This window comes from Helicobacter pylori (assembly GCF_001653455.1).
Lineage (GTDB): Bacteria > Campylobacterota > Campylobacteria > Campylobacterales > Helicobacteraceae > Helicobacter > Helicobacter pylori_A.
Genome location: NZ_CP011486.1, coordinates 812,936 through 834,735, shown reverse-complemented (window position 1 = coordinate 834,735; position 21,800 = coordinate 812,936). Strand labels below are relative to the sequence as shown.

General features: G+C 38.6%; 18 protein-coding genes, 1 tRNA gene and 2 pseudogenes. 9 read left to right on the top strand and 12 right to left on the bottom strand.

Going from position 1 to position 21,800, the window contains the following annotated elements; all coding sequences use genetic code 11:
• Positions 1 to 42: 42 nt before the first annotated feature.
• From AA977_RS03960 to AA977_RS03950, 3 genes and pseudogenes are all read right to left on the bottom strand, one after another.
• Positions 43 to 726, bottom strand: coding sequence for a phosphatase PAP2 family protein (locus AA977_RS03960; RefSeq protein WP_064434671.1), 684 nt, complete (start codon positions 724 to 726; stop codon positions 43 to 45).
• A 166-nt stretch (positions 727 to 892) separates the two neighbouring features.
• Positions 893 to 1,847: pseudogene (locus tag AA977_RS03955) on the bottom strand (HaeIII family restriction endonuclease).
• Positions 1,844 to 2,827 (bottom strand): DNA cytosine methyltransferase, encoded by a 984-nt coding sequence (locus tag AA977_RS03950; protein WP_064434670.1) that lies wholly within the window; start codon positions 2,825 to 2,827, stop codon positions 1,844 to 1,846. Before AA977_RS03950 ends, AA977_RS03955 begins: the two are co-directional and overlap by 4 nt.
• 182 nt (positions 2,828 to 3,009) lie before the next feature.
• Here AA977_RS03950 and AA977_RS03945 point away from each other — a divergent pair.
• The 6 genes and pseudogenes from AA977_RS03945 to thiE all read left to right on the top strand — a co-directional run bounded on the left by AA977_RS03945 (position 3,010) and on the right by thiE (position 10,382).
• Positions 3,010 to 4,595 (top strand): annotated as a pseudogene (locus AA977_RS03945) (type I restriction-modification system subunit M).
• An 11-nt stretch (positions 4,596 to 4,606) separates the two neighbouring features.
• Positions 4,607 to 5,053, top strand: a complete 447-nt coding sequence (locus AA977_RS03940) for a restriction endonuclease subunit S (RefSeq protein ID WP_253764821.1) — start codon at positions 4,607 to 4,609, stop codon at positions 5,051 to 5,053.
• 1 nt (position 5,054) lies between these two features.
• Positions 5,055 to 8,054 (top strand): HsdR family type I site-specific deoxyribonuclease, encoded by a 3,000-nt coding sequence (locus AA977_RS03935; protein WP_064434669.1) that lies wholly within the window; start codon positions 5,055 to 5,057, stop codon positions 8,052 to 8,054.
• 96 nt (positions 8,055 to 8,150) lie between these two features.
• Complete coding sequence (thiM, locus tag AA977_RS03930; protein ID WP_064434668.1) at positions 8,151 to 8,930, top strand: hydroxyethylthiazole kinase; 780 nt, start codon at positions 8,151 to 8,153, stop codon at positions 8,928 to 8,930.
• Entirely contained in the window at positions 8,927 to 9,736 is an 810-nt protein-coding gene (gene thiD / locus AA977_RS03925) for a bifunctional hydroxymethylpyrimidine kinase/phosphomethylpyrimidine kinase (protein WP_064434667.1), read from the top strand. The genes thiM and thiD overlap by 4 nt, the downstream gene beginning before the upstream one ends.
• On the top strand, positions 9,729 to 10,382 hold the full coding sequence (gene thiE, locus AA977_RS03920; RefSeq protein ID WP_064434666.1) for a thiamine phosphate synthase: 654 nt from the start codon (positions 9,729 to 9,731) through the stop codon (positions 10,380 to 10,382). Before thiD ends, thiE begins: the two co-directional genes overlap by 8 nt.
• Positions 10,383 to 10,782: 400 nt before the next feature.
• Here thiE and AA977_RS03915 read toward each other — a convergent pair whose 3' ends face one another.
• From AA977_RS03915 to der, 9 genes are all read right to left on the bottom strand, one after another.
• The gene (locus AA977_RS03915; RefSeq protein WP_064434665.1) at positions 10,783 to 11,520 is read right to left on the bottom strand and encodes a hypothetical protein; all 738 of its coding nucleotides are present in this window, start codon (positions 11,518 to 11,520) and stop codon (positions 10,783 to 10,785) included.
• Positions 11,520 to 12,797 (bottom strand): bifunctional phosphopantothenoylcysteine decarboxylase/phosphopantothenate--cysteine ligase CoaBC, encoded by a 1,278-nt coding sequence (gene coaBC / locus AA977_RS03910; protein ID WP_064434664.1) that lies wholly within the window; start codon positions 12,795 to 12,797, stop codon positions 11,520 to 11,522. Before coaBC ends, AA977_RS03915 begins: the two co-directional genes overlap by 1 nt.
• Entirely contained in the window at positions 12,794 to 13,777 is a 984-nt protein-coding gene (gene pseB, locus AA977_RS03905; protein WP_064434663.1) for a UDP-N-acetylglucosamine 4,6-dehydratase (inverting), read from the bottom strand. Before pseB ends, coaBC begins: the two co-directional genes overlap by 4 nt.
• A gap of 21 nt (positions 13,778 to 13,798) precedes the next feature.
• Entirely contained in the window at positions 13,799 to 15,562 is a 1,764-nt protein-coding gene (locus tag AA977_RS03900; RefSeq protein ID WP_064434662.1) for an OmpP1/FadL family transporter, read from the bottom strand.
• On the bottom strand, positions 15,559 to 16,176 hold the full coding sequence (locus AA977_RS03895; RefSeq protein ID WP_064434661.1) for an HP0838 family lipoprotein: 618 nt from the start codon (positions 16,174 to 16,176) through the stop codon (positions 15,559 to 15,561). Before AA977_RS03895 ends, AA977_RS03900 begins: the two co-directional genes overlap by 4 nt.
• Positions 16,177 to 16,194: 18 nt before the next feature.
• Positions 16,195 to 16,800, bottom strand: a complete 606-nt coding sequence (locus AA977_RS03890) for an LPP20 family lipoprotein (RefSeq protein ID WP_064434660.1) — start codon at positions 16,798 to 16,800, stop codon at positions 16,195 to 16,197.
• Between the two features lie 578 nt (positions 16,801 to 17,378).
• A tRNA-Arg gene (locus AA977_RS03885) sits at positions 17,379 to 17,455 on the bottom strand.
• Between the two features lie 73 nt (positions 17,456 to 17,528).
• Complete coding sequence (locus AA977_RS03880) at positions 17,529 to 17,813, bottom strand: HU family DNA-binding protein (RefSeq protein ID WP_001029065.1); 285 nt, start codon at positions 17,811 to 17,813, stop codon at positions 17,529 to 17,531.
• A gap of 141 nt (positions 17,814 to 17,954) precedes the next feature.
• A complete protein-coding gene (der, locus tag AA977_RS03875) occupies positions 17,955 to 19,337 on the bottom strand; it encodes a ribosome biogenesis GTPase Der (RefSeq protein ID WP_064434659.1) in 1,383 nt (460 codons plus the stop codon).
• Positions 19,338 to 19,413: 76 nt separating this feature from the next.
• Between der and AA977_RS03870 the strand changes: the two genes are divergently transcribed.
• The 3 genes from AA977_RS03870 to coaE all read left to right on the top strand — a co-directional run bounded on the left by AA977_RS03870 (position 19,414) and on the right by coaE (position 21,744).
• On the top strand, positions 19,414 to 20,289 hold the full coding sequence (locus AA977_RS03870; protein ID WP_064434658.1) for a hypothetical protein: 876 nt from the start codon (positions 19,414 to 19,416) through the stop codon (positions 20,287 to 20,289).
• 74 nt (positions 20,290 to 20,363) lie between these two features.
• Positions 20,364 to 21,152, top strand: coding sequence for a spermidine synthase (locus AA977_RS03865; RefSeq protein ID WP_064434657.1), 789 nt, complete (start codon positions 20,364 to 20,366; stop codon positions 21,150 to 21,152).
• Between the two features lies 1 nt (position 21,153).
• Positions 21,154 to 21,744: a dephospho-CoA kinase gene (gene coaE / locus AA977_RS03860; RefSeq protein WP_064434656.1), complete on the top strand. Its 591-nt coding sequence runs from the start codon at positions 21,154 to 21,156 to the stop codon at positions 21,742 to 21,744.
• Positions 21,745 to 21,800 lie beyond the last annotated feature (56 nt).

Sequence of the window (21,800 nt, the reverse complement as noted above, 5' to 3'; positions counted from 1 at the left end):
AAATTAAAAATTTTAGTTATCAGTGTTTGGTAAAAAAAGCCTTTATTGATTATAAGGGCGTTTCAAAACCCCTAAATAAAGCGCTAAAGAGCAACACGACCAAGCAATCCCTAAACAAAACCCTCCTAACACATCGCTAGGGTAATGCACCCCTAAATAAACCCTATCATACGCCATTAAAAAAATCCAAAAAAGTAAAATGATAGCGCCAATGGTTTTAAAGCGAGCGTTTGCATTAGAATAGCACAACAACAACGCCAAAGAGCCATAAAAAAGTGCAGAAGCCAAAGCATGCCCGCTAGGGAAGCTGAAGCCATGCGCTAAGGCTAATTCGCCATTCGTTGCAGGCCGTGGGCGCGCGACTAAATGCTTAAGGAGTTTTAAGGTGATTTCACCTAATAAGATGCTAGAGAAAAACCACACCCCTAAAGCGATGCGTTTTTGAAACCCAAACCACACGCTAATGAGTAAAGCGATAGAAGTGGTGAGCTTGCTTTGCGCAAACCAAGTGCTAAAAAACACGAAAGAAAGCCACGCGCTCCCTTGAATGGGGGCTGGGTTGCGGATCAAATCTATAAAAAATAAATCTAATTGTTGCACCCACTCTTGGCGTGAAGCCACCCCACTTATCATTATGCCAAATAAAATAAAAAAAACGACCCCCACCACCCCAAGCGTCTTAGCCGCTTTTTTCTCTCTCACGCTTATCGTTCTGTCAAACACCATTCAAACCCCTTTTAATTCTTTTTAAAAAGGGGATTATAGCTGATTTGTTTAAAAAATAAGTTTTACAACAACCATAAAATGGAGTAATTAAAAACCATTTTTTAAAAAATTAACAATAAAGTTTTAATTATTGGTATTTGATGAGAATAGAGTCAAAATTCCTTGTCTAAAATGCTGTTATAAAAACTGCAACACTCACAGGAATGGAAAGCAATTTAATATCAAATTTCAAGCTTGGTTCTACTTTAGAGCTTGTATTATAAATGCGTAATGAAAATGACCACCCTTCATTTAAAACTAATTCTAATGTATTGAAACTTTTAGGTTTGAAATCAAAATGAATCATTCTAGTAGGCAATTTGCTTAAAGGGATAATTCTTTTAGGCTTATTTTTCACGCTGCGATTAAGAGTGTTATTAAAATGGTATGCCTCTAATTTAGTTTTTTGCTCTCTTTCTAACAAAATCGCTTTGTAAAAATCGTATTTACCCAACAAATACTCAACCATTTTTTGTGGGACTTTATTTTTCTTATTTTCATTAATTCTTAAAACCTCTTTTTTGAAAGCTTGTAATAACGGGGCATAAATTTCTTGTTCTTTATTAGGAAAATCCCTCCACAACATGCCTTCTTTTTTAGCGTTTTTTAGTCTTTCAAAGAGTGGTTTTATAGCGTCTTTGTAATTTTGAGACACTCCAACACTCAAGCCATTTTTCTCCAAAATCCAAGTTTTTAGAAAGCCTAGAATGCTTTATGCCATCATGGTTATGTTTAACGCTTAACCCTATGCAAAATCTATCAAGATCAATTAAAATATCTCGGACATCACCTGCTTCACCGAGTTTGTCTTTTTGTAAAGATAGTGTGATTTCATTTTGCGAGTTATCTATGACTTCGCTTAATAACGGCTCACAATCCAACAAAAGCAACACGCCTTGTTTAGCGCTTTCTAAATAACGCTCTTGTAAGGATTTTTCTAAACTTCCATAAGCCCTATAACATGCATTAAACCCGTTTTGTTTATCCACTATAACCTTTTTAAAAACGCTTAATTTTTGCTCTAAAGCTAAAAACCATGCGTATTCATACGCCCTACCTTGATTGTTGCTCTTATCGCTCAATATAACACCTTATAAATACTTACAGCAATCTCTTTAGCCAAACTTACAGGCACAGCATTACCTATCATTTTATAAGCGTCGTTAAGATTTTCATAAACAAAATAAAAACCATCATCAAAACCTTGAATCCTCGCACACTCCCGCACGCTCAAACGGCGGTATAAATGTTGGTAATCTTCTATAAATCTGCAATCATTTTTGCCAAACTTAGCCATTTTGGGGGCTTGTGGGTGCAGTTGGCATTGTCTTCCTGATGCTTGTATCGTAAAAGCTTGTTCATCCCAATTTTTTACACGATTCCTGCTCATAAAGATCGGCGAATAAGAACCAATAAAATATTCATGATTGTTAATGGCGTTAGGGTTATGTTTGTTTTTGGCTAAAGCGCACACCACGCTATCTTTTAGATCCCAAATAACATCTTTTAAAGTGAGTTTTTTTAAACGCGTTGAGCCTTTAGGAAAAGCGTAATTGACTTTTAAATCCTTCCTAAAACCAATATAAAAAACCATAAGCCTTTCTTGCGCTACCCCATAGTCTTTAGCATTCACTAAATGTGTATTGACTTCATAGCCGCACTCCTTAAAAGCATCAAGGATATTTTTTACGCTCTTTTCGTGGCGTTGAGCGAGCATGCCCCTTACATTTTCAGCTAAAAAAAATTTGGGCTTAAGCTCTTTTAAAAGGCACAAATATTCATAAAATAACTGCCCCCTAGCGTCATCAATCCCTTTTAAATTCCCCGCTTCTGACCAACTCTGGCATGGCGGACCGCCAATAATCCCATCAACAGAAAAGTTAATTTCACTGGTTTGTAAATTTTTAATGTCTTTTTCTAGCAGTTGTGTATTTTTATGGTTGAGTCTGTAAGTGGGTGCGATATTTTTATCGTATTCATTGGCAATGACTATTTTAAACCCTGCTTTTTCAAAGCCTAAATCCAGCCCTCCGGCTCCAGCAAATAATGAAAGTAAATTCAAAGAATGATCCTTATATTCTGTTCAATCTCAATATCTTATAATGAAAGAATTTTACAATAAAATCGGGCTATCCTAAAGAATGGGTTAGCATTATTTAAGGTTTTAGTTATCAGTGTTTGATTAAAATAAAGCCTTAAATTTTTAAAAACCGCCAAAACAAAAACAAAAAAGGGGCTTATCTCATGGAAAACACAAACAAAGCGAGCGCGAAATCTAATAACCATGCTTCATCAGAGCGCAACGAATTGCACAACGCCATTTGGAAAGTAGCGAACGAATTGAGAGGCTCAATAGACGGCTGGGATTTCAAGCAATACGTTTTAGGCATTCTTTTTTACCGCTACATTTCAGAAAACATGACTAATTACATCAATTTAGAAGTGCGAAAAGATGATCCGCATTTTGATTACGCCAAGTTGAGCGATGAAGAAGCTGAAATCGCAAGAGGAACGATAGTTGAAGAAAAAGGCTTTTTCATCCCGCCTAGCGCGTTATTTTGTAATGTGTTAAAAAACGCGCCCAATAACGAAGATCTCAATGTAACCTTACAAAACATTTTCACCGAGATAGAAAAATCCAGCCTTGGCTTTAAATCAGAAGACAATGTCAAAGGCTTGTTTGCGGATTTAGATGTCAATAGCAATAAATTAGGGAGCTCTCATAAAAATAGGGTGGAAAAATTGACTAAAATCCTTCAAGCCATAGGGGGCATGCAATTAGGCGAATATCAAAAAAGCGGGATCGATGTTTTTGGCGACGCTTATGAATATTTAATGGCGATGTATGCAAGCAATGCCGGCAAAAGCGGAGGGGAATTTTTCACCCCCCAAGAAGTGAGCGAACTGCTCGCTAAAATTGCTCTGCACAACCAAGAGAGCATTAATAAAGTTTATGATCCATGCTGCGGGAGCGGATCATTGCTCTTGCAATTTTCTAAAGTGCTGGGCGATAAAAATGTCTCCAAAGGGTATTTCGGGCAAGAAATCAATTTGACCACCTACAACCTTTGCCGTATCAACATGTTTTTGCATGACATCAATTATTCTAAATTCCACATCGCACTAGGGGACACGCTTTTAGACCCAAAGCATGAAGACGATGAGCCTTTTGATGCGATCGTTTCTAACCCTCCTTATTCCACTAAATGGGTAGGCGATAAAAACCCTCTTTTAATCAACGATGAGCGTTTCAGCCCAGCCGGCGTGCTAGCGCCCAAAAACGCCGCCGATCTCGCCTTCACCATGCACATGCTTTCTTATCTTTCCAATCAAGGCACTGCTGCGATCGTGGAATTTCCCGGGGTGCTTTATAGAGGCGGTGCGGAAAAAAAGATCAGAGAATATTTAGTGAAAAATAATTTCATTGACTGCGTGATCGCTTTGCCTGAAAACCTCTTTTTTGGAACGAATATCGCTACTTGCATTTTAGTGCTTAAGAAAAACAAAAAAGACGACACCACGCTTTTTATTGATGCGAGTAAGGAATTCCTCAAAGAAGGCAAACAAAACAAACTCAAAGCGCGCAACCGAGAAAAGATTTTGCAAACCTACACCGAAGGAAAGCCATCAAGCATTTTTCGGCTCTAGTGGCTATGGAAGAAATCAGAGAAAACGATTACAACCTATCGGTGAACCGCTATGTGGAGCAAGAAGATACGAAAGAAATCATTGACATCAAAGCGCTTCAATTGGAGATTGCTCAAGTGGTGGGAAAGCAAAGCGCTTTACGAAACAGCCTTGATCTAATTATCAAAGAGCTAGAAGCTTAAAAGGAGGCAAAATGAACAAAATAGAGCGCTTACTCCAAACCCTAGCGCCTGATGGGGTGGGGTTTAGGAAGTTGGGGGAGGTGTGTGAAAGCACAAATAAAAAAACGCTTAAAATAAGTGAAGTGAGCGAAGTAGAAAGAAATGGTATGTATCCAGTGATAAATTCAGGGAGAGATTTGTATGGTTATTACCATGATTTTAATAATGATGGAGAAAATATAACTATTGCATCTAGGGGAGAATATGCAGGATTTATAAATTACTTTAATGAAAAATTTTTTGCAGGGGGCCTATGCTATCCCTATAAAGTTAAAGATACTAGCAAACTTTTAACAAAATTTTTATACTTTTATCTCAAAACTAATGAAAGCCAAATTATGGAAAATCTTGTTTTTCGTGGTAGTATCCCCGCTCTCAATAAAGCAGATATTGAAAATTTTCTCCAAAACAAGGGATAACATGAATTACGAAACCATCGCAGAAAGCAATGAAAGCACGGTAGTAGCGGAATTTCATAGCGATAATGAAAGGAAAAGTGCTTATGAGAGCGAGGTGCAATTAGAAGGGGAATTTATCGCGCTTTTACAAAAACAAGGCTATGCATTTAAAAACATCCACAACGAAAAAGAATTGAAAGACAATTTAAAAGAGCAGTTAGAAAAGCTTAATGATCATCATTTCACGCCCAAAGAATGGGAGACTCTTTATTCTCAATTCATCGCTAATAAAAACGATGATTACAAAGCCAAAACGAGGAAAATCCAAGAAGATCCGATTTTTAACCTAACCCTTGAGAACGGGAAAACCAAAAACATTAAAATCATTGATAAGAAAAATATCCATAAAAACGCCTTGCAAGTGATCCACCAATACAGCGCTAAAGGGGGGAAGTATGAGAACCGCTATGATGTGAGCATCCTTGTGAACGGCTTGCCTTTAGTGCATGTGGAATTGAAAAAAAGGGGCGTGGCGATCAGAGAGGCGTTTAACCAAATCAAACGCTACAAAAGGGATAGTTTTAGTGCCGAAGATGGGCTTTTTGAGTTCGTGCAGATTTTTGTCATCAGTAACGGCACGAGCAGCAAATACTATTCAAACACCACAAGAATGGCGCAAATTGAGAAAAACAACAAGGCCGATACTTTTGAATTCACGAATTATTGGGCGGATAGCCAGAATTGCAATATTGAAGATTTAATGGATTTTGCTAAGGCGTTTTTTGCAAAGCACAGCCTTTTGAACGTTTTAACGCGCTATTGCGTTTTCACCAGCAATGAGGTTTTATTGGTGATGCGGCCTTATCAAATCGTGGCAGCAGAAAGGATTTTGGAAAAAATCAAAGCCACGCATAATCATAAAACTTATGGGAAAAGCCAAAGTGGAGGCTATATCTGGCACACGACAGGGAGCGGTAAAACCTTAACGAGCTTTAAAAGCGCGACTTTAGCCAAAGAATTAGAACATGTTGCAAAGGTTTTGTTTGTGGTGGATCGAAAAGATTTAGACTATCAGACCATGAAAGAATACGATAAATTCCAAAAAGATTGTGCTAATTCTAACACCAGCACCAAGATTTTAAAAGAACAGCTTGAAAACCCTAACGCTAAAATCATTATCACCACGATCCAAAAATTAGACAAATTCGTTAAATCGCACCTTAAAGGGCATGCGATTTTTAATGAAGAAATCGTGATGATTTTTGATGAATGCCACAGGAGTCAGTTAGGCTCAATGCATCAAATCATCACTAAAGCGTTTAAAAAATACCACCTTTTTGGGTTCACCGGCACACCCATTCTTCCACAAAATTGCGATAAAAACAACCCGCTAGGCACGACAGAGCAGAAATTTGGGACATGCCTCCACCAATACACCATTATTGATGCGATCAGGGATAAAAATGTCTTGCCCTTTAGGGTGGAATACCACAACACCATTAAAGCTAAAGAAAATATTAAGGATAAAGACATTAGAGCCATTGACGCGCAAAACGCTCTTTTAGACACTAGGAGAATTAAAGAAATCGCTAAATGCATTTTAGAGCGTTTCAATCAAACCACTAAAAACAAAAAATTCAATTCCATTCTGGCATGCCAAAACATAGAAATGCTGAAAAAATACTACCAAGCCTTTAAAGAAGAAAAACACGACCTTAAAATCGCTACGATTTTTAGTTATAGCCCTAATGAAGATTTTGATGCATTAGAAGATGAAAACAATGAAAACACCGCTGGGCTAGACAAAAGCTCAAGGGATTTTTTAGAGGGCGCGATTGCGGATTATAATCAAAGGTTTAACACTTCTTTTGACACTTCGGATCAAAAATTCCAAAGCTATTATAAGGATCTTTCTCAAAAAATGAAAAATCGTGAAATTGATCTTTTAATGGTGGTGAACATGTTTCTTACCGGGTTTGACGCTACCAGGCTTAACACCCTTTGGGTGGATAAAAACTTGAAATACCATGGGCTAATCCAAGCTTTTTCACGGACTAACCGCATTTTAGACAGCGTCAAAACGCATGGGAATATCGTTTGTTTTAGGGATTTAGAAGAGGATTTGAATGCCGCTCTCACGCTTTTTGGCAACAAGGACGCTCAATCTGTTGTGTTGTTAAGAAAATATGAAGACTATTTGAAAGGCTATATTGATGAGAATAAAGAATACGAGGGCTATGAGAGTTTGATTGAAAGGCTTTTAACCGAGTTTCCCCTAAAAGAGCCGATCATTTCAGAAAGCCAGAAAAAGGATTTTATCAAGCTTTTTGGCAAGATTTTGAAACTAGAAAATATTTTAAACAGCTTTGAAAATTTTAATAAAAACGATTACATCAGTCCTAGGGATTTTCAAGACTATCAAAGCAAATACCTTGATTTTTACGATGAAATGAGGCCAGAAAAAAGAGGGGATAAAGAAGAGATTAACGATGATTTGATTTTTGAAATTGAACTCATTAAGCAAGTGGAAGTCAATATTGACTATATTTTAAACTTGATTGAAGAGTTCGCTAAAGAGCATCATTTAGAGATCCAAGGCGTTAAAAATAAAATAGAGCCGATCGTTAACTCCAGCATAGAATTAAGGAATAAAAAAGATTTGATCATGGATTTTATTGATCAATACAACAACCAGGATCAAGAAGTCCATGAATATTTTCAAAATTATATCCACCAAAAACGAGAAGAGGAATTCCAAAATATCATAGAAGAAAACCGCTTGAATGAAGAAAAAGCCTATTCGTTCATGCAGCATGCCTTTAAGGGGGGCGAAATTGATTTCAGCGGGACAAAATTCCCTGAAATCATTGAAGAAAAACCCTCCATGTTCAGCTCGCGCTATGCAGAGGTGAAAGAAAAAGTCGCTGCAGCCCTTTCTCGCTTTTTCCACCGCTTTTGTGATCTCACTAGCGCTATCTTTAAAAAAAATGGGGTTAAAAAAGATGAGATTAATGAAAAATAGTTCATTTTGTTGAACGCTTTCACATTAAATTTCAAAGACAAGCACCGCCTGATGGATTTTTTTGTAAAATACAAGAAATTTTAAGGAGGTTTTAAAATGTTGAAAGAATTACGCCAAAAACGCCCCTTAGTGCATAATATCACTAATTATGTGGTGGCGCAATTTGTGGCTAATGGCTTGTTAGCCTTAGGGGCATCGCCTTTAATGAGTGATGCGATTGATGAAATGCAGGATTTAGCAAAAATTTCTGACGCGCTCGCTATCAATATTGGTACTCTCAATGAACGCACTATTTTGTGCGCTAAAGAAGCTATCAAACATTATAAGGCTTTAAATAAGCCCATTGTGTTAGATCCGGTGGGGTGTTCAGCAAGCGCTTTGCGTTATAACACAAGCTTAGAGCTTTTAAAAAGCGAAGGGGTTAGCGCGCTTAGGGGTAATGCTGCAGAATTAGGCTCTTTAGTGGGTATTTCTTGCGAAAGCAAGGGGTTAGATTCCAAGCATTCTACCACGCCTATAGAAATTGTCAAATTAGCGGCTCAAAAATATTCTGTGATAGCGGTAATGACGGGTAAAATAGATTATGTGAGCGATGGGAAAAAAGTTTTTAGCATCACTGGGGGGAGTGAGTATTTGGCTGTGATTACTGGGGCTGGGTGTTTGCACACTGCAGCGTGTGCGAGCTTTTTAAGTTTGAAAAAAGACCCCTTAGATTCTATGGTGCAACTTTGCGCGCTCTATAAACAAGCCGCTTTTAACGCGCAAAAAAAAGTGTTAGAAAATAACGGCTCCAATGGTTCGTTCTTGTTTTATTTTTTAGACGCTCTAAGCTTGCCCATAAAGTTAGAAAATAGCCTTATTGAGGAAGCGTTATGAAAGTTTATCCGCAAGTTTTAAGCATTGCTGGTAGCGATAGCGGTGGGGGTGCTGGGATACAAGCCGATTTGAAAGCGTTCCAAACTTTAGGCGTGTTTGGGACAAGCGTGATCACTTGCATAACCGCTCAAAACACACAGGGCGTGCATGGGGTTTATCCATTAAGCGTGGAGAGCGTGAAAGCGCAAATCTTAGCGATCAGAGATGACTTTTCTATCAAAGCGTTCAAAATAGGAGCGTTATGCAACAATCAAATCATTGAATGCGTAGCGGACACTTTAGAAACCTGTGATTTTGGGTTTTGCGTTTTAGATCCGGTGATGGTGGCAAAGAATGGGGCCTTGCTTTTAGAAGAAGATGCGATTTTAAGCTTAAAAAAGCGCCTTTTACCTAAAGCCAATTTACTAACCCCTAACCTCCCTGAAGTTTATGCGCTTACAGGCGTTCAAGTGCGAGATGATAAAAGCGCTTCAAAAGCGATGGGCATTTTAAGAGATTTAGGCGTTAAAAACGCTGTGATTAAAGGGGGGCATACAGAACATTTTCAAGGGGAGTTTAGCAACGACTGGGTGTTTTTAGAAGACACTGAATTGATCCTAAACGCCAAGCGCTTTAACACGAAAAACACGCATGGCACGGGTTGTGTTTTATCTAGCTTGATTGTGGGCTTACTCGCTCAAGGGTTGGATTTAAAAAACGCTATTATAAAGGCTAAAGAACTTTTAACTATCATCATTCAAAACCCCTTAAATATTGGGCATGGGCATGGGCCTTTGAATTTGTGGAGCGTTAAAAAGCATGTTTGATGCGGATTGCTTAAAACTCATGTTTGTGGCTGGTTCGCAAGATTTCTACCATATAAAAGGCGATAGGATAAACGCGCTTTTAGACACTTTAAAATTAGCTTTACAATCTAAAATCACAGCGTTTCAATTCCGCCAAAAAGGCGATTTAGCCTTACAAGATCCCACTCAAATCAAACAATTAGCCCTAGAGTGTCAAAAATTATGCAAAAAATACGGCGCGCCTTTTATTGTCAATGATGAGGTGCAACTGGCGTTAGAATTAAAGGCTGATGGCGTGCATGTGGGGCAAGAAGACATGGCTATAGAAAAGGTGATCGCTTTGTGCAAGAAGCGCCTTTTTATAGGTTTGAGCGTCAATACTTTAGAGCAAGCCCTAAAAGCGCGTCATTTAGATAGTGTAGCCTATTTAGGGGTAGGCCCTATTTTTCCCACACCATCTAAAAAAGACGCCAAACAAGTTGTAGGCATAGAACTTTTAAAAAAAATACAAGATAGCGGGGTGAAAAAACCCCTTGTAGCGATTGGGGGCATCACGACAGATAACGCTTTAAAAATACAAAAATTTAGTGGTATCGCCGTCATTAGCGCGATCACACAGGCTAAAGATAAAAGTTTAGCGGTTGAAACACTTTTAAAAAATGCGTGAGGAATTCTAAAATTTTATATAAATTTTATCCCACTAGCACGAAAAATTTCGTCCTTTAGGACGAGAATATGCAAGCGCATAGCTGTTAGGCTATATTGAAACTAAAAAATAGCCAAATACTTTTAGTCTTTTTGGGGGCAGGAAATGCCCATGCAGACTTTAAAGAACAAAGCCTTTCATGTTAGTTTAGCGTCCGTTGGTTAGTGTTTGTTGGGACGCTTTAGTTAGGAAGCCCCTTGCTTTAGGAAGGGCGTTTTCACATAAATTTTATATAGATTAAAGATAAAGGCTTTGTTTTAGTGGGGTAATAAAATTAAAAACGCTAAGAAAATAGAGCTTAAAAAAACAAAATTTAAAAATAAAGTTTTTCGTTATTGAGATTTAGAGCGGATTAAAAAATCTAGCCTATCGTATCCAACAAACGCTCTTCAAATGCAAAAAGCATGGGGGTTTTTTCGCACGCAATTTCCACGCAAGAAAAGCCTAAAAGGGTGTTTTGAGCCTCTTTTAAAATTTCTTTAGTCCTTTGGAGGGTGGTTTTTAAAAAAAGTTGTTTTTCTTTTTCTTTCAAGTAGATAACGCCGCCAATTTCGCCTAAATTAGGATAGAGGGCGTAAAAATCAACGCTTTGTTTTTTGGCTTTCATTTGCAAAAAGGCTTTTTTGCGCTCGTTTTGAACCACAAAGCTTAAAACCTGCGATTGCAAGCTTAAAAGCATGTTGGCTATATTCAAAAACTCTTGAGAATTTTTAGCATGGACTAATTTTTCGCTTAAAAGTTCTTTGTATTCTTTTAAGGGGGTGCTGTCTTTAGCGCTTAAGATTTCTTTGATTTTTTTCATTTCAAGGGTGGGCAAATCGTCCAATGCGTCTAAGATTTTTGGGGCAGGCACTAAATTTTTAAGCACAATATCGCCCAATTGGTTTCTTTGCATGGTCGCAAAATAGGGCTGATTGATTTTCAATTCCTGTTCGCTTTTAGTGGGGATAATTTTATTACCCACTTGCAAAAGAAAAAGGCCTTTATCTTGTTTTTCTAGCACCTTTAAAAGAATGGGTAAGGTAGCGTTAAAATGGTGCGTAGCGTTTTTGGAATGAAGAGCGTTAAGCTGACTTATAGCGTTTAGGGCTTCTAGCATTAGAGGGCGTTGTCCTTGATAAAATCAAGGATTTTAAAACTGGCTTCTAGTTTGTTCATAGAAGGGATTTTTTGGGTTTTTTTATGACTGAAGAGCCATAATTCATTGTCTAATGATCCAAAAGGGCGTGAATCTTTAATGAGGTTCAAAGCGGCCACAGAACAATCCTTGCCGTTATCTTGAGAAGGTTTTAAAAGATTTTGCGCATTTTGCATGGCGTTTTGTTGATCGTCTTCGGCTTTAAAACCGATTTTAATAAATTGATTGGGATCAACAGAAGCTAACAAATCCTTATTTTGAACGCATTCAATGTTTAGCGTTCCACCCAACTCGCTTTTTTTAAGCTTATGGTTAAAAGAAATTTTAGGCGCATAGTCGCTAATGGCGGCTAGATTAAAGAGTAGGGGTTTTAAGGCATGTTTTTTTAAGTTTTTAGCGGTTTTGTTTAAGGCGTTTTCATAAGATTGGGTATCACTGACTAAAATTTTTGCGATTTCTTTAGGCAAAGGGGTAGGGAAGTTTGAGGCAATGAAAGTAACTTTTGCTCCCTTAAAATATAACGCCAAAGCCAACGCGCTCGCTTGAATCCCGCTAGAAAGATTGCTGATGATTCGAACGCTGTCAATCTTTTCCACGCTCGCGCCGCCCATAACTACCACTTCTCTGTTTTCAAAATAAGCGTCTTTTAAGAGCGTTTGAGCGGCTTTAAAAAGGATTTCTAAAGGCTCAGCCATCGCTCCATCGCCTTTAGTATCGCATGCTAAAAGGGCGTTTTGAGTGTCTAAAATGATGTGATTGAAATCCTTTAAGCGTTGCAAATTGCTTTGAGTGATAGGGGATTTAAGCATGTTAGTGTTCATGCTAGGGGCTAGGATTTTAGGGGAAGTGCAGGCTAAAAACGCCGCGCTAACGGTATTATCCGCTAAAGCGTGAGCGATTTTAGACAGGCTGTTAGCGCTTAAAGGGGCAAAGATGAGCAAATCAGCGTTAGCAGCGCATGCGATGTGGTTATGGTGCAAGGCGTTTTGGTGGTTGTAATGCCATTTTTCATTGTGATCGTGTAAGACCTTATGATGGCTCAAGGCTTCAAAGCTTAAGGGTTTGATGAATTTTTTCGCACCCTTGCTCATCACCACTTGAACACTAGCCCCGCTTTTAAACAACAAGCGCACTAATTCTAGGGATTTATACACCGCAATAGAGCCGCTCACGAGCAATAAAATGCGTTTGTTTTCCAATAATCTTAAAGGGTAAAATAAATCTTCTAAAAAATTCATAATAATTTTAATAAATCATCAGGCTCTAGCCATTGGCTATTATTATGACTGCTGTATTCAAAGTCAGGGGCGACTTTTTGGCCTTTTTCGTAGAGTTTAGTGAGCGTGTAATCTTTGGGCGTTTGAAAGCTTATAGTAGGCTGAATGATGAAAAAGTCTTCAAATTCTAGGGCTAAATGGCTTTCATCTTTAGGGATCATCACTTCATGGAGTTTTTCGCCCGGGCGAATCCCTATGATTTTAGTGGGAATATTAGGGGCTAGGGCTTTAGCGAGATCAGTCATTTTCATGCTAGGGATTTTTGGCACAAAAATTTCACCCCCATGCATTCTTTTCAAGCTTTTTAACACAAAACAAACCCCTTCATCTAAAGTGATCCAAAATCGTGTCATGCGAATATCCGTGATAGGGATTTCACTCGCCTTGTTTTGGACTAATTTCTTAAAAAACGGCACCACGCTCCCACGACTCCCCACCACATTACCATAACGCACCACGCTAAATTGCGTTTGAGAAGCGCCTTTAAAGTTGTTCGCGCTCACAAAAAGCTTATCGCTGCACAATTTAGTCGCGCCATAAAGGTTAATGGGGTTAGCGGCTTTATCGGTGCTTAAAGCGACAACCTGGCTGATTGCATTTTTTAAGCATGCATTAATCACATTGCTCGCTCCCATGATATTGGTTTTAATGCATTCTAGGGGGTTGTATTCTGCGATGGGGACATGCTTGAGCGCGGCGGCATGGATACAAATATCCACGCCCTCTAAAGCGTAATCCAAGCGCTCTAAATCCCTCACATCGCCGATAAAAAAACGCATCCTGCTGTCATTAAATTCCATGGCCATTTCGCTTTGTTTCAATTCATCTCGGCTATAAACGATGATTTTTTTGGCGTTGGTGGTTTCTAAGACTTTACGAACAAAGCATTTGCCAAAACTCCCAGTGCCTCCGGTGATTAAAATCGTTTTGTTATCCAGCATGGTTTGATTCTTTGGCATGTTTTACCAGCGATAGCCTAAAGAAGCGCTAAAGATTCTTAATTGCCCAATGTTTGGGGATTGATACAAGCTAGAGCGGTTGCTTTTAAAAGTGAAACTTCCTGCTACGCCCAAATCAAAGCCCCTAAAGTTGTATTTCGTCCCAAAAGCCACAGTATAGCCATTAGAGTCCGGAATGCCTATCGCATCTTGGGGGCTTGGGGCTTGGTCATAATCAAAAGCGCCCATCAAACGCAAACTTTTACCCATGTAAGTTACCCCTAATCTAAAGGTGTTCGTGTCCCTCCAGCCAGCCCCCATGTTCATCACGCTTTTAAAATTCGCCAAACCCACCATTTTTTTAAGCGTTTCAGCGTCTAAGGAAGCGACCGTTCCGCTCAAGCCCTTGTAAGTAGCGTTCGCAAAATCAGGGGTTACTAAGAATTTATTCCCTTGACTCCAAAAAGTGCGTTCAAACACCCCCTCAACCCTTAGGCGATCTTTAAAAAATTGATGGGCGTAGGCCAGGCTTAGAGTTTGGGGGAGTGAAACATTGATATTCAAACTGCCTTTAGTCAACACGCTCCCTAAAGAAGGACCAAGCTCTGTGATAGCCACTAAACCGCCTTGCATGTTAAAGGTAACCGAAGAATTATACACCACTGAAAACATCCCATGATCAAACACGCGCAAACTCGAACCCACCCTATAGCCCCCTGATATGCCTTGCCCGTTAGACTTTTGCACCACTTCAGTCGTGCCATAAAGATTCGCGCTCGCTTTCACTAAACCGCTATAGCCCATGATTTTTTTCAAGCCATTGTAAAACTCTTGACAGCTTTGATTGTTCATATCCCCACCGGCTTTTTGGCAATTAAGCGCCGGCTGATAGCCGATATTGCCTAATAAAGTCATCATGTTGCTTGGCACTTGATTGGCAAAAACATTATTGGGTAAATTTAAAATTTGCTCCGCGCTCAAGACCGAAGCGCCCTCTAAAGGCACATAAACGGTGTTATTAAAGCTCCCGGTCGCATAAAGCCCCCTCAAACCCACCCCCACAGAAAAGCGGTTATTAACAGTGTAACTCATGCTAGGGGCAAGCTCTACCATCATGATGAAAACGTCATGCAAAAATTCCCCCCCTTTACCATTCCATTTCATGCCCAATCCGCTAGGAGCGGTGAAACTCCCCCCAAAAGTGAAGCCGTTATGCGTGCGCGTTTTATAAAAGAATTTGGGTAAAACAAAATTAGTCGTGCCTGTCCAGCCATTCACGATTTGAGTGTCAGGATTTGAAGCGAGCGTTACGACTTTTTGATTGGTTAGATTCATTAGCCCTTGAACCCGATTGATTGCTTGTTGCAAGCCATCTGTAGCGGCCGTATTCCCGAGCGCTTTAAGGATATTGCCTAATCCTATAGTGTTGATGATGCCTAAAATATTTTGTTGGCTTTTATTGATTTCTAAGCTCGTTACCGAATACAAGCCTTGATTGGTTGTAGGGACTTTAAAGCTAAAGGCCGGGATGTTAATCACGGTGGTGGTCATTTCAAATTCGCTTCTGTTTTCGCCCCAATCGTTGGTAAAGCCCATGTTTGCCGGGTTGTAAAAAGAAGCGTCAGCGCCCCTAGCCCCAGCGACATAAGCCGATCCTAAAGCCGTGCCATTCAGGCTTTGCTCTTGGATTTTAAAACCATTCGCATAAGAGAGTAAGGGCAAGCTCAAAGCGAGTAAATGGCGTTTTTTGAACTTTTTAAGACAATAGAGTGGGGAAAAGTTTTTCATTGAAGCTCGCTATCAGCGTTTTCATTGTCTTCTAAATCTTGTAAAGAAGGCTCATAGGGTTCAATCCTAATGGCGATTTTTTGCGTCAAATTCTGGAAAGAAATCAAACCATTTTTTCTTTCATAAAGGATAATTTCTCCGCTTTTTTGAAACCTTTGGATCACATATTCAGGGGTTAGGTGGCGTTTTCCTAAACCTTTAAAAATATCCCTCCCTAAAACAATGTCATCAAACAAATCCCCATAGCTCACCTTACCAAACAAATCCCTTGCAGCAATCCATTTGGCCGAACATTTTTGGCTAAAACAAATGTTTCGTTTAGTCATATAAATATCGCCCACTTTTTGGCTGAGCTTGTAAAGGGTTACTTCAGTGTTGCGGTCTTTATCGGTTTTAATCGTGCCGTAATCATAAAAGCGAAAAACCGGCGTGTTGATATAAATGAGCCTGAACTGGCGCAATGCATTCAAAGTTTCTTCTCTTTTTTTACGAGCTTCTTCTTGTCTGATTTGCTCTCTAGTCTTAGGGGTTTGCTTAGAAAAAGGGTGTTTAGAGCAAGAGACAAAAAAGAGTGTCATGAAAAATAGCAAAAAAGCGCTTCTAAAATACCGCATAATTGATGAGGTAGAGGGTTATCCTCTCGCTCCGCTCAAAATGCGATACCAAATCCTGCCGTCTAATTTAAGCTCCATGCTCACTTGACACAAGCCGTCTTTATAGATGGTTTCAGTGATTTCAGCGTTACGAATGAGAGCGTTGACCCTCGTTTTAATCACAGAATTTTGCAAAACCATGTCTTTGACGGTGTCTTGGGCGTTCACCCTAATACCATACATTTTTTCCCCTAATTGGCGGTAACCATCAACAATAGCCGCTCGCTTGGCTAAAGCTAGAGCTTGAGAGGGCGAAATGGTGGATTCTGGAGCCACACCCATGCCTACTGCATTCAACTCAATGACATTATTAGGCGTGAGGATAGGGGTGTTAGGGATAGCGTTAGTGGGGTTAGAGCTAATGATAGGCTGATCGTTATTCTCAATGCGTGGGCTAGGGAGAGGCTGAACGCTCTTTCTAGGGGTGAAGTTGGTTGGGGGATAAATTGGGGCTTGCAAGCCATTAGCTGAAGGGGGGATTAGCTGGGCGTTAGTGTTACGCTTTTTAAAAAGACTGCAACCACTTATCAAAAGAGCGGCAACAAGCAACGAATTAATACCAAAAAAGGCAGTGTGCAAACGCATGGGCATTTTCCTTAAAATGAGTTCATCAAGGCTATTATATCATTTTTGAATGGATTTGTCATGTTGGAGTCTTGCTAAATTGTAGCAAGGTTTAAATTGATTAAGCGTTGATCATAGATCTAAAAAAGGCTCAAAGGCATTTTTTAAGATTAAATAGCAAGGAGCTTCATTTTAATTGAGTGATCATCTCTTAAAAAAGCGCTCTTTGGGGGTTATGGGGGGAGAATTTTTCAAAATACCATCTATCCCCTTAAGAGAAAGAATTTTACTATAAAAATGAGACAAAGTTCAAAAAACATTTTTAATAAAAAGCTTTAGTTATTGCCAATCAAGTGAAGCACCCAAACATTAAAGATGTTTGGGATTTTTGTTAAGGTGCTTTAAACAAAACCAAAAATTGAAAACCAAAAATTAAAAAAAGTAAAATTTTTGAAACGCTTCTTTAAGAATGGGGCTAAATTTTTTAAAATGAGTCAAAAAAGAGTTTATCAATTGCTTTTTATTAATTGCTTTTTTAATTATCAATTTTTACAAACAACGATTATTTTTAAATCCCTATATAGTAAAAATCGTGCAAGTGGTGTCCTTGGCGGGATTCGAACCCACGACCTTACGATTAGGAATCGTACGCTCTATCCAGCTGAGCTACAAGGACATTTTAGATATATTATAGAAAGTTATAAAAAGCAAGAAACTTTTTTATAAGTCCCTTGCTGAGTGAATCAAGCTTACTTGCCTTCTTCAACTTTTTGTTTAAGGATTTTACCGGCTTTGAATTTAGGCACTCGTTTGTCTTCAGTTTTATAAGTTTTATCGCTTCCTGGCACTTTGCCCTCTTTGCCTTTTTGCTCTACAGTTTCAAACTTGCCAAAACCGATCAGCTCCACGCTCTCACCCTTGCTTAAAGCTGTCTCTACCGCTAAAGTAAAGGCGTTGATCGCTTCTTCGGCTTCTCTTTTGCTGTTGTATTTACCTGCTTCTTTAACCAAATCAATAAATTCCGCTTTGTTCATGTGGATAACCCCTTTTCTAATGGATGCCAAAACTCAAGCTCATCGCCTAGCATTGACTGACTGTGAGCAATAATTATAATCAAATCCTAAAGATAAATCAAGCAAAAACGCTTTTTTAAGGGGGTTTAACCTTTAAAAAAATTAATTGGTTTGAGCGCTCTTTTTATCTTTAGCGTTAAGGATTAAAGGCGTGCCTAAAAAATTAAATTCTTTCCTTAAGGTGTTGATCAAATAGCGTTTGTAGCTGAAATGCAAGGCTTTAGGGCGATTCATTACCAGCGAGATTTGAGGGGGCTTGGTGGCAAATTGCGTGGCGTAATACACTTTCACTAATTTCCCTCCATCGCTTGGTAAAGGGTGTTTTTGGGTGGCTTGAGAAATCACGCTATTGAGCAAGCTTGTAGGAATGCGTTTAGAAAAACACTCATAGACTTCTATAATTTTATGTTTGATCTCTTCAATATGGCGCGTTTTTAAGCAGCTGGTTGTGATCACAGGGGCGTATTCTAAAAAGCGGAATTTCCTTTTTAAGACCGCCATGATCTCTTCATAAGGGGCGTAGCGGATGTCCCATTTGTTTAAAATAAGAATGATCCCTAAAGAGTGTTTATCTGCTAAAGAGCTGATCTTTTCGTCCAATTCCACAAAAGGAGCGCTCACGTCTAAAACTAAAAGTGCAATGTGGGATTTTTCTAAGGCTTTTTGAGTGCGTTCTAGCGCGTATTTTTCAATGCCTAAAATTTTGCCCCTATGCCTGATGCCAGCGGTATCCACAAAGCAAATTTTTTGATTTTTCACTAAAATGGTTTCATCTATGGGGTCAATAGTCGTGCCAGCCACGCTAGAGACGATGCTTCTTTCTTTTTTTGTGAGCGCGTTTAAAAGCGAGCTTTTGCCCACATTCACCCTACCGATAATACCCACTTGAATGATTTCTTCTCCATTATTTTCTTCTTCTGCGTTATTAGGGGTTTCTAAGCTTTCTAAAATATCTGTATCCAAATCTTGCTCTATGACTTTGGTTAAACCTAACGCATTCAATATTGCATCAATTAAAACGCTAATGCCCCTGTTGTGCGAAACGGAAATATTAAAACTCTTTGGCATGCCAAAAGAAGAAAACGCATAAGCTCGCTCTTTTTCTTTGTCGTTATCAATTTTATTAATCACTAAAAAGCAATTAGGATTGATCTTAAAAACCTCTCTAAAAAGCTTGATGTCTTCATCGCTAGGGATAGACTTGCCATCTACAACATACAAAATCAAATCGCTCATTTGAGCGGCTTTTAAATTAAACGCTTTGATTTCTTTAGATAAAAAAGCGTCTTTAGCCATGCCCCCTGTATCTAAAAGCTCCACTTCATGACCATTTAGCGCGATTTTTCGTTTGTTAATGTCTCGTGTTGTGCCTGCAAAGTCTGAAGTGATAGCGATCCTTTCTTTAGCCAAGCGGTTAAATAGTGAACTTTTCCCCACATTAGGCTGGCCTAAGATCGCAATGGTTTTTAAGGTGCTTGCATTCATCTTTCTTATCGCTTCATTTTAATCAAAATTAGATTACAATATTATAGTTATTTAAAGCTTAAATAAGGGTCTGGCATTGTTTTTGGTCAAAAAAATGGTTGTGGCAATCGTGGTTTTGTGCTTTTTAGCTTGCTCGCAAGAGGGTTTCATTAAATTGCAAAAAAAAGCCCAAGAGCAAGAAAATGACGGCTCTAAACGCCCTAGCTATGTGGATTCTGATTATGAAGTTTTTAGTGAAACGATTTTTTTAAAAAACATGGTGTACCACCATGCACACCCTACAAATGAAACACACGCTTTCGCCCAATTAATAAACGATGGAGACAATGACCCTAAAGAAACCCCTTTGATTTTATTGAATGAACCCAACGATAATGAAAAAAACCCACCCCTATACCAAAACGAGTCCCATAACAACGCTAATAATGAAAAAAACCCGTTCCTTTACAAGCCTAAAAAAGAAACCAAAAATCCAAGACTCATTGAATATTCCCAACAAAATTTCTACCCCCTAAAGAATGGGGATATTGCTTTAAATAGAGATGGGGATCAATTTTTGATAGAAATCAAATCCAAAGCCTTGAAGCGTTTTTTAAAAGATCAAAACGATAAAGATCGCCAGATCCAAACTTTCGCTTTTAATGACACGAAAACACAGATCGCTCAATTTAAGGGCAAGATTTCTTCGTATGTTTATACCACCAATAACAGCGATTTGAGTTTAAGGCCTTTTTATGAATCGTTTTTGTTAGAAAAAAAGAGCGATGATCTTTACATGACGGATAAGGCTTTAGATGCGATTGAGGTTTCAAAGTGTCAAATGGTGTTAAAAAAGCATTCAACCGATAAATTAGACAGCCAGCATAAAGCCATTAGCATTGATTTGGATTTTAAAAAAGAACGATTTAAGAGCGATACGGAACTCTTTTTAGAATGTCTTAAGGAAAGTTAGGGCTTTTATTATAATAATTTAGATTTTTTGGGTAGCATATAAATTAAATATTACAAAGTGATGAGAGAATGTCAATGTGGATCACCCAAGAAATCACGCCGTATTTGCGTAAAGAATACACCATAGAAGCGAAATTATTAGATGTTAGAAGTGATCATAATATCTTAGAGATTTTTAAATCTAAGGATTTTGGCGAGATTGCGATGCTTAACCGCCAGTTGTTGTTCAAGAATTTTTTGCATATTGAAAGCGAATTGCTCGCTCACATGGGGGGTTGCACTAAAAAAGAGCTTAAAGAAGTTTTGATTGTAGATGGGTTTGATTTGGAATTAGCCCACCAGCTTTTTAAATACGATGCGCATGTGGATTTTGTGCAAGCAGATGAAAAAATCTTGGATAGTTTTATTAGTTTTTTCCCCCATTTCCATGAAGTGAAAAACAATAAGAATTTCACGCATGCCAAACAACTCTTAGATTTAGACATTAAAAAATACGATTTAGTTCTTTGCTTGCAAGAGCCGGACAAGCATAAAATTGATGGTTTAAAAAGAATGCTTAAAGAAGATGGCGTGTTGATTTCGGTAGCCAAACATCCGCTATTAGAGCATGTGAGCATGCAAAACGCCCTGAAAAACATGGGCGAGTTTTTTTCTGTTGTCATGCCTTTTGTAGCGCCTTTAAGGATTTTGAGCAATAAGGGTTATATTTATGCGTCTTTAAAAACCCACCCCTTAAAAGATTTGATCACACCAAAAATAGAAGCGCTAAAAAGCGTGAGGTATTATAATGAAGACATTCACAGGGCCGCATTCGCTCTCCCTAAAAATCTACAAGAAATCCTTAAAGACAATATCAAATCTTAAAATGGTTTTAAAAAACGCTATCGCTCTCACAGGGGGGATAGGCACCGGTAAAAGCACCACCATTAAATTATTGCAATCGCAAGGCTATCAAATCTTAGATGCGGATAAAATCGCCCATCAATTGTTGCAAGAGCATCGGCTAGAGATCGCCCAACATTTTGGATCAAGTATTTTAGAAAAGGATGTTCTTGACAGAAAAAAACTTGGCGCGATCGTGTTTCAAAATGCTAATAAATTAAAGTGGCTAGAGGATTTTTTGCACCCCTTAATCCGTGAGTGCATGCTTAAAAAAGCCTGTGAATTAGAGAAAAATCATCAAGTGTATTTTTTAGACATCCCTTTGTTTTTTGAAGTGGGGGGTAAAAAACGCTATCCTGTGAGTAAAGTGGTCTTAATCTATGCGCCAAGAGCTTTACAAATTGAGCGCCTTTTAGAGCGAGACAAACTCAAAGAATCTGAGATTTTGCAGCGCTTAGCTTGTCAAATGGATATAGAGCAAAAACGCGCCATGAGCGATTACATTATAGACAACAGCTCCAGTTTGAAAGATTTAAATAAGCAGGTTGAACGCTTTTTAAAAACGCTCTTATAAGCTCGTTTTATACCTAAGCATGTTAAACTACCATTAAATTTTTTGTAAGGCTAAAA

Coding starts and splice junctions, on each gene's coding strand:
- AA977_RS03960 (WP_064434671.1), bottom strand. CDS start 726: ATGGTGTTTGACAGAACGATAAGCGTGAGAGAGAAAAAAGCGGCTAAG.
- AA977_RS03940 (WP_253764821.1), top strand. CDS start 4,607: ATGAACAAAATAGAGCGCTTACTCCAAACCCTAGCGCCTGATGGGGTG.
- AA977_RS03935 (WP_064434669.1), top strand. CDS start 5,055: ATGAATTACGAAACCATCGCAGAAAGCAATGAAAGCACGGTAGTAGCG.
- thiM (WP_064434668.1), top strand. CDS start 8,151: ATGTTGAAAGAATTACGCCAAAAACGCCCCTTAGTGCATAATATCACT.
- thiD (WP_064434667.1), top strand. CDS start 8,927: ATGAAAGTTTATCCGCAAGTTTTAAGCATTGCTGGTAGCGATAGCGGT.
- thiE (WP_064434666.1), top strand. CDS start 9,729: ATGTTTGATGCGGATTGCTTAAAACTCATGTTTGTGGCTGGTTCGCAA.
- AA977_RS03915 (WP_064434665.1), bottom strand. CDS start 11,520: ATGCTAGAAGCCCTAAACGCTATAAGTCAGCTTAACGCTCTTCATTCC.
- coaBC (WP_064434664.1), bottom strand. CDS start 12,797: ATGAATTTTTTAGAAGATTTATTTTACCCTTTAAGATTATTGGAAAAC.
- pseB (WP_064434663.1), bottom strand. CDS start 13,777: ATGCTGGATAACAAAACGATTTTAATCACCGGAGGCACTGGGAGTTTT.
- AA977_RS03900 (WP_064434662.1), bottom strand. CDS start 15,562: ATGAAAAACTTTTCCCCACTCTATTGTCTTAAAAAGTTCAAAAAACGC.
- AA977_RS03895 (WP_064434661.1), bottom strand. CDS start 16,176: ATGCGGTATTTTAGAAGCGCTTTTTTGCTATTTTTCATGACACTCTTT.
- AA977_RS03890 (WP_064434660.1), bottom strand. CDS start 16,800: ATGCGTTTGCACACTGCCTTTTTTGGTATTAATTCGTTGCTTGTTGCC.
- AA977_RS03880 (WP_001029065.1), bottom strand. CDS start 17,813: ATGAACAAAGCGGAATTTATTGATTTGGTTAAAGAAGCAGGTAAATAC.
- der (WP_064434659.1), bottom strand. CDS start 19,337: ATGAATGCAAGCACCTTAAAAACCATTGCGATCTTAGGCCAGCCTAAT.
- AA977_RS03865 (WP_064434657.1), top strand. CDS start 20,364: ATGTGGATCACCCAAGAAATCACGCCGTATTTGCGTAAAGAATACACC.
- coaE (WP_064434656.1), top strand. CDS start 21,154: ATGGTTTTAAAAAACGCTATCGCTCTCACAGGGGGGATAGGCACCGGT.